This is a genomic window from Borrelia recurrentis A1 (genome assembly GCF_000019705.1).
Classification (GTDB): Bacteria; Spirochaetota; Spirochaetia; order Borreliales; family Borreliaceae; genus Borrelia; species Borrelia duttonii.
Window position 1 is genome coordinate 533,000 of record NC_011244.1, and the last position, 13,536, is coordinate 546,535.

Sequence of the window (13,536 nt, forward strand, 5' to 3'; positions counted from 1 at the left end):
AAATTCAAAATTATAGCAGTGTTCTTATTGTTGGCAGACCAAATGTTGGCAAGTCTACTTTGTTTAATAAACTTTTAAGTTCAAATAGAAGTATTACGAATGAAGTTTATGGAGTTACTAGAGATTTAGTAAGAGAAATCTGTAAAATAAATTCTTATAAGTTTTATTTGATTGATGCTGGTGGATTTACCCTTTTAAAGGATGAACTTAGTCAGGTTGTGGTTAATAAAGTTATAGGATTGCTTGATAGTGTGGATTTAATTTTACTTGTTTTAGATGTGAATGAGATATTGTTAGAAGATTATGAACTTATTGATAGATTGAGGAAATATAGTGATAAAGTAGTTTTAATATTAAATAAAGTGGATAGTAGTCATAAGGAAGTTTTAGCTTATGAATTTCAAAAATTGGGTTTTAGAAAGAGTTTTTTAGTTAGTGCAACTCATGGAAAGGGAATTAATGATTTAAGGATTTTTTTAAGAGATTCAGTAGGTAAATTATCAGATGATGAGCATATTGATGTTAAAATTGGTATTATAGGTAAGCCAAATTCAGGAAAGTCTACTCTTGTTAATTTTTTGTCAGGAGATGAAGTTTCTATTGTGTCTTCTATGGCTGGTACCACAAGAGATTTTATTAAAGCAAAATTTCAGAGGAATTCTAAGACATTTGAACTTATTGACACGGCTGGAATAAGAAGACGTGCAAGAATAAATGAAATTATTGAACATTATTCTGTAAGTAGGGCTTTAAGAGTAATTGATATGGTGGATGTTGTCTTTTTATTAGTTGATGTTAATGAAGATTTAACATCTCAAGATAAAAAAATTGCTCATTATGCAGCTAAGCGGGGTAAAGGAATTATTATTGTATTTACAAAATGGGATCTTGTAAAATATAGAAGCGGTTATTTTGAGGCTGTAAAGAATCGTGTTAAATTTTTCTTTCCAGTTTTAAATTTTTCTCCTATATTAAAAATATCTGTTCATAATAGAATGGGGTTAGATAATCTGTTTAAGGAGACAATTAAATTAAAAGAGCAACTTGATCTTAAAATAAATACTTCTGATTTAAATAAGATGTTAAATTTGTGGGTTAAGGATTATCATTTGAATTCTTCATATAAAGTTAAATATATAACTCAGATTAGTGTTAATCCTATTAAGTTTATTTTATTTGCAAATAAGATAACCAATTTTCCGAATTCTTATTATAATTATTTAGTAAATAATATTCGTAAAATTGGTTACTATAATGTTCCAATTTTAATAGAACTTAGAGAGAAAACAAGAGAATTAAAGTGAGATATATATTTTTATTTTTAATAGTTGGGAATCTAGGTCTTTTTGCATTTGAAAATTTTTTCTATGATTTTAGTGTTAGATCAAGTTATTCAAACTATTTTAGTTCAAGTGATGATGCTATTAAGATAGAGACAACAAAATATCATATTTTAGATAATTATTATATTGAAGTATCAAATTCAATAGTGGGAGATTATGTTTACTATTCTTTTTTTAATCGAAAAAATGGCGTATCTTATATTTTTCCAGGTTCTTATGTAATTAAAGTTGGAAAACATGGCATTGAACAAGTGAAAATATTTTTTCTAAATAGATCAGATACTTTTATTAGAATAAAAGCAGGTGATGTGCATTCCAATGCTGATTTTTATTTAATTAATACTTTGATTCATAAAGATATTAAATTGCCTTTTAAAATTAGTGATATTGCTACTGGTTCTTTTATAGAAGTAGTTAGATATATTGATAATTTTATTGATTTTGAGCTTTTTAATCCTAAATATCTTGAAGTTTATGATAATGTTTCTAATATGGTTGATAGTCTGAAGTCATTTTTAAAAATTTCTCCTTTAATGTTTGAAGTACATGATGGGGCGATGAATGAGTTTGGAGAGATGGTATATATTAAAACGGGTGAACCTCAAAGAGAGCCTATAGGGTTTAATTGTTCTGGATTTAGTAAGTGGGTTGCAGATTCAATTTATAAGGTAAAAACAGAAAAACTGTTGAAAATAAAGGATCTGAAAGTGAGGCATATTGGGGTTAGAGGTAATGCTTTTACAAAATATCATGAATTTAGTAGGGATCCTTTTTTTGGGCTTGATTGGACGCGTAATATTGCATATAAGCTTCATAATGTTAATGTTAATTTGGATTTATCTAAGATTAAGGAGTTTGATGTAAATAATATTGGATTTTTAAAGTATATTGAAAATCGTGGATATGAGATTGATAATTTAGAGTTTATTTTATATTATTTAGCTGTAAAAGATCCCGGTCATATATATTTAGGATCTCTTAACACGACAATTGATGGATTTCCAGGTAAGATTTTTCATAAACATATTGTGGTGTTGTTTCCTTTTATTGATCAAAATTCTATCTTTAGAGTATCTTTAATGGAGATTAATGATGAAACTTCAATTAAGTCATTGAAGGATAGATATCCAAATTCGTATATTCATTTAGTTAAAGTCAAAGTTCCTAAGCATATATCTGTAGTTTCAATACCAAGAAGGATCAAGAATTAAATATTATGATAAAAGCTGTAGTATTTGATCTTGACGGAACTCTTTATCCTGAGAGAAGTATTAATTTAATAATGTTTCCTGAATTTTTAAAGAATATTAGATTTTTTTTGGCTTTTAAGAAGGTAAGAAAAGAAATAAGAATTTTACAGAGAGGGAAAAGTGTTCCTTCAAGTAGAGATGAATTGATTTCTAGACAAGTTAATATGCTTGCCAACCGTTTAGGTTTTAATGAAAATAAATGTGAATTTTTATTGAATAAAATATATTATGGTACATCTTTTAGTGATAAATTTAGGAAGATTAAACCATATTCTGGTGTTCATGATTTGATTTATTCTCTTAAATCTAATGGAATAAAATTAGGAGTAATGTCAGATTTTCCGATTGCAACCCGTGTAAGTAATTTATTAAATATTGATGATAGTTTTTGGGATATTCTCTATTCATCAGAAGATACTGGTTATTTAAAACCAAATAAAGTAGCTTTTTTAAGAATTTTAGATGAACTAGGTTTAGATAATAAGCATGTTTTATATGTTGGAAATTCTTATGAGTATGATATTTTAGGAGCTAATAGCTTGTATATGCAAACAGCTTATCTTTCTAAGAAAAAATTACTTAAAGATATGAATTGTGATTTTATTTTTAGTGATTATAAAGACTTGCAAAGATATATACTTTTAAATATATAAGTATGGGTAAAAGATTTTATGATAGATTTTGTAACCATTTTGGTTAATCTTTTAACGGTTTTTTTAATTTTATTTATTTATAGACAGTATGATAGACGTTCAAGAGCTTTAGATAAGATTAAAAAATTTGTTGATCTTGCTAAAGATAATCTTGAAGATTTTATTGATGAGAAGACAAAAGAGATCAATAATCTTGCTGTTGATATGGAAGCATATCAACGTTCTAGTATAGAAATTATAAAAAAGATAGATGAAGTTCAACAAAAGATTAAAAATAAGAGTGATGATTTTGCAGAAGTTGAAAAAAAAATTGCTTACCATGATTCTATGCTTAAAGATTTAGATGATATGGCTCTTAAAGTGCAGGATAATATACAACGACTTCAAGTAGATGGCAAAGTAGTAGATAAACTTGCAAAGACTTTAAAAAATTTTAATACTCAGATTGATTCTGTTGATTCTAAATTAAATACTATTTTTGAAAAATTTGCTAAAACAAATAAGGAAAATCTTGAATCTATCAAGATTGAGAGTTGGGAAAAATTTGATAATACTATTAGAGATTTTAGTGTTAGAATGGATAATCTTGATAAAAATCTTATGTCTTATCAAGAGTCTTTATTAATGGTTGAGGAAAAAAAGAGAGACCTTTTGGATAAAGGTAATGAAAAACTTGAAAATGAGTTTAAGGACTTTTTGCTTAAAATTGAATCTAATATAGATAATTATAATAGAGGAATGGAAAAATCTTTTGATATTTACGAGTCTAAGTCTAAATCGATTGAAAATTCTCTTGATCTTATTGTAGAGCAGGCTAAAATTAAAATTAATGATAAGGAAGATTTTATTTTAACTAAGTTAAATGAAGAGTTGCAGCGAAAGTTTAATGAAGTTTTTATATATGTTGATGATCGTTCTAATCGGATAAAAAATGAACTTGAAGGTAAATTGGTATTAGTAGACAATGAGGTATTGTCTTTAAGTTCTGTTTTTAAGGACAATACTTATTCTAGATTGAATTCTCTTGAAGAAACTATCAGACAAGAAATGAGGCAATATGAGGAGCAATTTGCAGATATTTTAGAGCAATTTAGGGTGCAAATTGAGTCTAATGTGGGTGATATTTATAGGGAGTATGATAGTAAAATAAATCAATTTGACAAAGAGATAAGAGAGAGAATAGATTATAGCTTGGAGGATGCCAATTCTAAAATAGAAAGTGTTCAGAGTGGAGTTAAGAGCTTACTTGATGATCTTGAAGATGGTTCGAATAATATATATCTTGAATTTAAGAAAAAAGTTAAAGGGGATATTGATAGTTTTAATGAAGATGTATTTTCAAGAATGAATAATATTGGAAATGATTTAGATTTAAAACTTTTAAATATTAATACAAATATTCAAGATGAAGTTTCCAAGTTAGATAATGTTTTATATTTAAAACTTAAAGAGCTTAATGAAAAATTTGTTAATGAATATTCAGATTTATATGAAAATGTTAATTCGAAGTATGTAATGCTTTTGGAATCTTTAAATTTAAAAAGTAATGAATTGGAAATTCAGTTAGGGAGTAAATATAAAGGTATTGCAGATAAATTTGAGCGTAGTATTAATGATTTTACTGTTGAATGTGATGAAAGATTTAGTAATATTGCTGAAAAATCAGATTATGATTATCAAAATTTTGAAACTATTAGTAAAAGGGTAAATGAAGGTATAAATTCGCTGAATGTTTTGTTAGAGCAAAACTTTGAGACTTTAAAAAGAAATTTTGAATCTAAATTACATGGTATCAATTCTGATATTGATAATGAGGTTTTAAATTTAAAAAATCACTATGGAGAAGAGATAGGCAACTTTGTAAGGGCAATGGAAGCTAATAAATTGCAATATGAAAATTGGCAAAAAGAAGTTGAACTTAATTTAAAAGAGGTGAAATCTAATTTAAATTCAGCTAATGAAGAATTTTTAAATTTAATTGAAACTCAAAGAATTAAGGGAACAGAGCTTAGTGAGAATATTTTTAATGAACTCTCAGAACATATTCATAAAAAAGCAATGGATATGCATACTAACTGGAAAGATGAACTTATTATTTTAAATAAATCTTTGCTTGATATTAAGATTTCGAGTGAAGAATTATTATCGTCAACTTCTTCTAAAATCGACTCTTTTGAAAAAGATGTTAATGAGAGACTTGAATATGTTGTATCTAAAACAGAGACTTTTGAAGGTTCAGTATTAGATAGATATAGAGAATTAAAGGATATGTCAAGTAAGAATAGTGAAGAAGTTTTATTGGGAATTAAAGAATTTATTGATAATCAAGCCGAAATAATTCATGACAAGGTTATTATGATGCTTAATGGTTTTAATGATGACTTTTCTAATAGAGAGGAAGTGATTAAAAACAAGATAGAGGAACTTAATTATAGTCTTAAGGACTTTAAGATTGAATGTGAAGATGTTTTAAACAATTTAAGATCAGATCTTGATGCATTTATTGAAACAAGAGTTCAAAAGATTTCTGCAATTAAGATGGATAATCAAAAACAAATAGATGATTTTTTAACTCAAATCTCGGAGGATATCTTGAGTAAAAAAGATATGCTTGATAATGAAATAGATAGCAAACTTAATACTTGGCAAGATAAATTGGGTGAGATATCAGTTAATATTGAAAATGTGCTCTCTTCAGGAAAGATGGATATAAATTCTATTGATTCAGAAATGGCATTAAAAATTAATGATCTAAAGACTACTTTTAAGGGACTTGAGAGTTATTATCTTGAAAAAATAGATGAATTTAGAAATCAAGGAAATGTATATGCAGATGAGCTTTTACAAAATATTATGAGTCATTTTGATACGAATACTAAAGAACTTGAAGAGAGTTTGTCTAAAAAATTTGCTATTGTTTTAGATAAATCAGAAGAATTTGTTAAGGAAGTTGATAGTTTGCTTAAGGATAAAAGGACAGACATTGCTTCATTCCAAGCAAATATTGATATTACTATTGATTCTCTTAATTCAAGATTTAATGATCTAAATAGAGAGATTAATGAAAAATATAGTAAAGTCATATCTGATTCTAGAGAGTATTCAGAGACTCTTGCTAATAAATTGGAAAATGAAATAGGATATGAAATAGAAAATGTAAATAGAAGGTTAACAGATAAAATAGATGTTCTTAGTAAAAATATGGATGAAAATATAGAAAAATTTAAAGAATCTTTTGATATATCTAGATATCAAGTTGAAAACTTTGAAATTAGAATTAAGGATATAGTAGAAAAAGAAGAGGTAAGGATTGGTGAACTTCTTAGAGAAATTGAATATCAATATAAAATGAGACGTGAAGAGGCAATTGATTATAGAAAAGTTATGGATAATGATGTTATTCAATTAAAAGAAAGGTTTATAGGAGTGATAAATGAGCTTAAGAATAATATTGAGGATAAGTCTGAATTTTTAAATGAGCTTTATAAAGAGAGATTTAAAATTGTTGAGAATAATTTTGATGAGAGATATTCAACGTTTTTTGTTGAGAGTGAAGGGGCTATTTCAAGAATTAGAGATGAGATATATAAGATCCTTACAGATAATGATGATCGTTTAAGAGCAAAAATTGCTGAAATGGATCGTAATTTTGAAATAGTAGATGCAAGATCAAAAGAAATTTTAGAGTTTGAAGAAGGTTTAAGAAAAAAAATAGAAGAGAATAATAATAGCATTTATGAGCAATTTGATATTGTGAAATTTGATATTGAAAAAGAAATGAAAATTCAATTTAATGCATATATGATGAAGGTTACCTCTGCAATTAATGATGAAATTGAAAAGTATGAGTATGGAATTAATAAAAAAATAGATGTTCTTAAATCTATTGAAAATAACTGTGAAATTATAGAACAAAATTTAAAAGAAAAAATGGAGAAATATAATAATGATTGCGACAAAGTTTTTGATTTGAAGTATGCTGAACTTGAAGACAAATATAATGAGAAACATTCACTTATAGAGAGGAAGATAGATGATAAGACTAATGTGGTTGAAGAGTTAATATCAAATAAATATGCTGAGCTTGAAGGCAAATATAATGAGAAACATTCACTTATAGAGAGGAAGATAGATGATAAGACTAATGTGGTTGAGGAGCTAATATCAAATAAATATGCTGAACTTGAAGACAAATATAATGAGAAATATTCACTTATAGAGAGGAAGATAGATGATAAGACTAATGTGGTTGAAGAGTTAATATCAAATAAATATGTTGAACTTGAAGACAAATATAATAAGAAACATTCACTTATAGAGAGGAAGATAGATGATAAGACTGATGTGGTTGAGGAGTTAATGTCAAATAAATATGCTGAACTTGAAGACAAATATAATGAGAAATATTCACTTATAGAGAGGAAGATAGATGATAAGACTAATGTGGTTGAAGAGTTAATATCAAATAAATATACTGAACTTGAAGACAAATATAATGAGAAACATTCACTTATAGAGAGGAAGATAGATGATAAGACTAATGTGGTTGAGGAGTTAATATCAAATAAGTATGTTGAGATTGATAATAAATATTCAAGTATGCATTTTGATGTAGAAAATAAATTAAATACGTTTATTTCTGAGTTAAATTTAAAACTTGCAAATTCAAGTGAAAAGATGGATAGAGATATTAAGGAACAGTTAGATAATCTTACTAAACTTAAATTAAATTTAAGTAATATTGAAGGGGATGTGTTAAAACTTAAAGAAGATTCATATCATAATGTTTCATCTCATCTTAAACTTCTGGAGGAAGATTTTTTTAGAGACTTAAAGGAGAGAGGTGATAACTTAAGAAGTTCTTTAGAGAATTTTGTGACATCTTCAGATCAAAGGATTGAAAACTTAGAAAGGGAAATAATTAAAAACCTGGAAGATAAAGAAAATCTTATAAAGGATTTTAGAAGAGAAATTGAACAAAAATTTATTTTGAATAAGGAAAATTTTTATTTAGAATTTAGTAAAGAGTTTGATGTTAAAAAAAGAGATATAGAGAGTAAAATAGTTTTGATGGAAACCAATTTTACAAATAGGGTAGATGAATTTATTGGATTTATAGATAATCGTCAAAGTAATGTTGATTCTTGGTTTGTAAAAGTTAAGGATGATATGTTAAATTGGCAAAAGAATGCTTATAAAGAATTTGAAGAGAGATCGGGTATTACAAAAGAAAGTTTAAATCAGATTAAGAATGATATTGATATTATTGAGAATGATTTAGCAATTGTTAAAAGTAATGTAACTCAACAAACTAAAGAAACTTTTGAAAATTTGCATACCGATATTAAGGATTTTGAAGATCGAACTTATTTTAATTTAAAAAATATTTCAAATGAGGTTCAAGGTAAAGTTTTAAATATTGAAAATAACATGAATTTTAAGATTAGTTCTATCAATGAAAAGATAAATTTGAGTACCGAAGAGCTTGCAACACAAATTGAGATTAAGTTTTTAAGTCAACAAAAAGATCTTGAAGATAAAATTTTTGAGATTAATGAAAAATTGAAATATGAGTACGATTTAGTAACTTCTAAAATTGAGAGAGAAAAACAAAGTGTTGTGGATAATTTTTTGAATGGTAAAGATAGCTTTGAATCTCAAATTAAATTGATACAGAATGATGTTTCAAAGCTTTCTGAGCAAGTGAATACGTATAGATCTGACATTGAGGGTACTATTAAAGAGAGTTATGATTCTTTTTCTAGTATTATGAAAGAAGAATATAGTGTTTTTGAAAATGAAATTAAGGATAATTTAAACTATTCAGAAGAAGAAATAAGAACTTTGAAAAATAATTTGCAGATTCAAGTTAGTAATATAGAAACTGAATTTAAGGATAGATATAATTTGATAACTAAAAGTGTTGATGAAAATATATCAGAACTTAAACTTAAAGCTCTAAACTATGATAATGAATTTAATAATTTTGTAAGTGAAATTAAGAATAATTTAATTGCATATAAAACTAATTTGATGAAAGAACTTGATGATCGTTACAATGTTATTAATACTAAGATTGAAAATTTTGAAAGACTTGAAGCAGAGCTTGAAAAAAATTATGAATTAATTAAGGAAGTCTATCATTTTAAGAATAAATTAGAAGATTTACGAAAAACTTTAATAGATGAAATAGATCTTGTAAAAAAATATAAGGGTGATTTTGAAAGTGTTACTAGAGAAATTGAAGATGTTAAAATTAGAACATCAGATATTATTGAAGTATTTAATGATTTAAAGACGCATCAAATGGATATTAAAGGAATTAAAAAGGATTTTGTTGAATTCCTTGATTTTTATTCTTCTTTTAAAGAAAGGTATAAGAAATTTACAGAATCTTATGATGAGATTCAGATTTATAAAACTAAACTGAAGGAAATAAAGGACGATCAAAATACTATTCTTGATAATTATGATAGGATTGGTAATAAGGATACTATATTAAAGTCTACGCTAGAATCTGTTGATAGAAATTTTGATTTAATAAGTGAAATAGAAAGCAAAATGAATGTGTTATTTAAGGAAAGTTCTGGACTTACACATAATATTGGAGAATTAAAAGACATTGTGTCAGAATTATTAGCCAATAAAGATTTATCACAGGAAGCGTTAAATAATGTTCAAAATCTTAAAGAGATGTTGTTGGAGATTGAGGATAAATTAGGATACATTCAAAATGTAAGAGAAAAAGTTGCAAAATCTGAAACTAGATTAGAAAATTTAAATGTTGCTGCTGAAGAGAGAATTAAGACTCTTGGTATTCTTGTTAAAACAGAATCTAAGTATAAAGATAATATTGGTCTTAATAATGCAACAGTTAGGGATTCTGTTATTAAACTTATGCGACAGGGATGGAGTGCATTAGAAATTTCAAGAGCTACTAAATTATCTGTTGGAGAAGTTGAGCTTATTTTAGAACTTGGGATTGTTAGCAAAAGTGATGATTAAGGAATAGTTTGTGGGGAATATATTTGATATAGCTAAAACATTGCATCCTCTTGAAGTGAGAGTGATTTTGAATTATAAAGAGGAAGATTCGGTTTTTGCATTGAGACTTTCTAAGGATTTAAATTATAATGAAGGGCAGTCAAATAAAGTGGTTGAATGGCTCTTGTCTAAAGGCATCCTTAAGGAAACTTTTAGAAAACTTAATGTTTTTTATCGTTTAACTGAGAAAGGTGTTGATGCTTTCAATAATGGTTTGATCGAAGAGAGAATAGTTACTCTTGTATCTCAAAAAATGGTTTTGGTTTCCAATTTGGCATCAGAGTTAAAAATTGATTTTAGGGATGTGGGTAAGGCATTTGGTAATTTATCTAGAGAGGGTGTTTTATCTTTAGGATCAAATAAAGAAATTATTATTAAAAATTTAGAGTGTGCTAGTTATAAAATGGTTAAGATATTGGTTGAGAGAGCTAGAGATCAAGATTTATTGGAAGATGCTTTATCGCAGGATGAATTATTAATTATTTCCAATTACTCAAAAAAGAAAGGCGCTAGTGACGTGCTCTTTAAAATCATAGAAAAATTGGACTTAAGATTTGAATTTACTAAGTTTGGATTAGAAATAAAATCTTATCTTGAAAAAAATGATTTAAAGGGTAATGAAATTGTAAAATTAACACCTGAAATGCTCAAAAATAAGTCTTATGAGAATAAAAATTTTCGGGCTTATAACATTCATGTGTCATCAAATAAAACTTTTATTGGACGTGCAAATCCTTATTCAGAGTATATATCTAAAGTTAAGGATAAGCTTGTAAGTCTTGGTTTTGAAGAGTTTGATGGTCCTTTGGTTGAGAGTGAATTTTTTAATAATGATGCTCTTTTTATGCCACAATTTCATCCTGCACGTGATATAAGAGATGTTTATTATATTAAGGAACCAAATTCGTTAAAGTCTTTGCCTGAGCCTTATTTTTCTAATGTGAAAGCTGTTCATGAAAATGGGTATATTGCAGGCTCAAGAGGTTGGAAATATAATTTTAGTGAGAGTATTTCAAAAAGATTAGTTTTAAGAACACAAGGTACAGTTCTCTCGGCAAAACAATTAATTAATGCAAAAAATCCTGGTAAATATTTTGGCATTGTTAGATGTTTTAGATATGATCAAGTTGATGCTACTCATGGAGCTGATTTTTATCAAACAGAAGGAATTGTTATTGGAGATGTTAATATTAAAACTTTACTAGGTCTTCTTGAAATTTTTGCTAAGGAGTTGGCTGGAGCTACTGATTTTAAATATGTTCCTGCGTATTTTCCATTTACAGAACCTTCAATTGAAGTTCATGTTAAGCATCCTATTCTTGGTTGGTTTGAACTGGGTGGAAGTGGTATTTTTAGACCAGAGGTTACAAAACCTTTTGGAATTGATGTTCCTGTTATTGCTTGGGGTATTGGAATTGATAGAATGGCGTTGATGCATTTAGGATTAAGTGATTTAAGGGAACTTTTTACTCATAGTATTGGTGATGTTGCGTTAAGGCGAGGAAAGAGCAATGCCTAAGGTTGAAATTTATAAAAGTATTTTATTAGAAAAAATAGGAAAAAATTTGACGAATTATGAGCTTGAATCTATTATTGAGACTGCTAAAGCTGAGATTTGTGAAATTGATATAGTTAATGATAAGATCAAAATTGAATTTAATGATACAAATAGACCTGATTTGTGGTCTTCTGCAGGACTTGCACGTCATATTAAGACATATCTTTCTGGTAACGTACCTTCATTTGATTTTTTTTCAATGACAGATAATTTGCAAAAATTTTATGGTGAAATTTTTGTCAGTCCTGAAGTGTTTGGGATTAGACCTTTTATTTTTGGATTTTTAGCAAAAGGGATGATTTGTGATGAGCGTATGCTTGAGAGTTTAATTCAGTTACAAGAAAAGCTTTCTCATAATTATGGGCAAAAACGAAAAAGAATTGCAATGGGAATGTATTCATCAAATTTGATTCATTTTCCTATAAATTATGTTACATGTAGTTCTGATTATAAGTTTGTTCCTTTAGGTATGGATATTGAGATGTCCATTAAAGAAATAAATGAAAGACATCCAAAAGGAATAGAATATTCGTCAATTTTTGAAAATGTTGATCAATATTCTTTATTGTTAGATTATAAGAACAATGTACTCTCTTATCCTCCTATAATTAATTCACGTGATATTGGAACTTTAAAAGTAGGTGATACTAATTTATTTATTGAGGTTACAGGAACTGATCTTGAAGCTACTTTGTTGTCTTTATCAATTGTTGCTTGTGATTTGTATGATATGGGTTTTAAAATTTTGCCAGTAAAGACTGTTTTTCCTAGGGAAACTTTATTTGGGAAGGAGATAATTTGTCCTTATTATTTTCAAAATAGTTTAAAAATTAATGTTGATAGTGTTAATAAACTACTTGGAAGTAATTTTACGGCAAATGATATGTGCCTTGATTTAAAAAAATTAGGAATTTCAGCTTATTTTGAAGAATCAGATACATTTTATATTATGCCTCCTGTTTATAGGAATGATTTTCTGCATGAAGTAGATGTTATCGAAGAGGTAATGATAGGAAAAGGATTGGATAATTTTAAGTCAGAGCTTCCCAAAGATTTTACTATAGGAAAATTAAGTCCAATAGAAGAATTTTCAAGAAGTGTTAGAAATTTGATGATAGGAATGGGATTTCAGGAGATGATTTATAATTATCTGGGTTCTAAGGTAGATTTTATTGAAAAGATGAATATTAAAGGTTCTGAACTTTTAAGTGTCTCTAATCCAATGACTGAAAGTTATGAGTATATTAGAGGTTCAATAATACCTGATTTGCTTAAATCTGAAAGCATTAGTTCAAATTTCCCTTATCCCCATAAAATTTTTGAGATTGGTAAGGTAGCTTTAAAAGATTTAGTTAGTGATGAGGGTACTGTTACTTATGATAATTTGGCTTTTTTAATGGCTGATAAGGAATTTTCATTTAATGAAATTAATTCTTTAGTTTCATCTCTTTTTTATTATTTAAATATTGGATTTAAAGTAAAAGAGTCAAGTAAAAATCTTTATATAGATGGCAGAGGCGCTGATATTTTAGTAAATGATATTGTTTTAGGCTGTTTTGGAGAAGTGTCACCTTACATATTAAACAATTTTGGAATTATGGTCCCATGTTGTGTCTTAGAGATTAATATTAATGGTCTTTTAAATTAGTGTCAGCATATTTTGATGTGAGTGAATTAGTTAGTATATT

Annotated in this window: 6 protein-coding genes; all 6 read left to right on the plus strand. The window is 27.0% G+C overall.

Going from position 1 to position 13,536, the window contains the following annotated elements; all coding sequences use genetic code 11:
• The first annotated feature begins 2 nt into the window (after window positions 1-2).
• Genes der through pheT form a run of 6 tightly spaced genes read left to right on the plus strand, consistent with a single transcriptional unit; the run spans window position 3 to window position 13,496 of the window.
• Window positions 3-1,304 carry a ribosome biogenesis GTPase Der gene (der, locus tag BRE_RS02590; RefSeq protein ID WP_041177783.1) on the plus strand — a complete coding sequence of 434 codons (1,302 nt, stop codon included), beginning with the start codon at window positions 3-5 and terminating at the stop codon, window positions 1,302-1,304.
• On the plus strand, window positions 1,301-2,554 hold the full coding sequence (locus BRE_RS02595) for a hypothetical protein (protein ID WP_012538947.1): 1,254 nt from the start codon (window positions 1,301-1,303) through the stop codon (window positions 2,552-2,554). Before der ends, BRE_RS02595 begins: the two co-directional genes overlap by 4 nt.
• Window positions 2,555-2,559: 5 nt before the next feature.
• A complete protein-coding gene (locus BRE_RS02600) occupies window positions 2,560-3,246 on the plus strand; it encodes an HAD family hydrolase (protein ID WP_012538948.1) in 687 nt (228 codons plus the stop codon).
• Between the two features lie 18 nt (window positions 3,247-3,264).
• Window positions 3,265-10,251 carry a SpiroCoCo family coiled-coil protein gene (locus tag BRE_RS02605; protein WP_012538949.1) on the plus strand — a complete coding sequence of 2,329 codons (6,987 nt, stop codon included), beginning with the start codon at window positions 3,265-3,267 and terminating at the stop codon, window positions 10,249-10,251.
• Window positions 10,252-10,261: 10 nt separating this feature from the next.
• Window positions 10,262-11,809 (plus strand): phenylalanine--tRNA ligase subunit alpha, encoded by a 1,548-nt coding sequence (gene pheS, locus BRE_RS02610; protein WP_012538950.1) that lies wholly within the window; start codon window positions 10,262-10,264, stop codon window positions 11,807-11,809.
• Complete coding sequence (gene pheT / locus BRE_RS02615; protein ID WP_012538951.1) at window positions 11,802-13,496, plus strand: phenylalanine--tRNA ligase subunit beta; 1,695 nt, start codon at window positions 11,802-11,804, stop codon at window positions 13,494-13,496. The genes pheS and pheT overlap by 8 nt, the downstream gene beginning before the upstream one ends.
• Window positions 13,497-13,536: the final 40 nt, after the last annotated feature.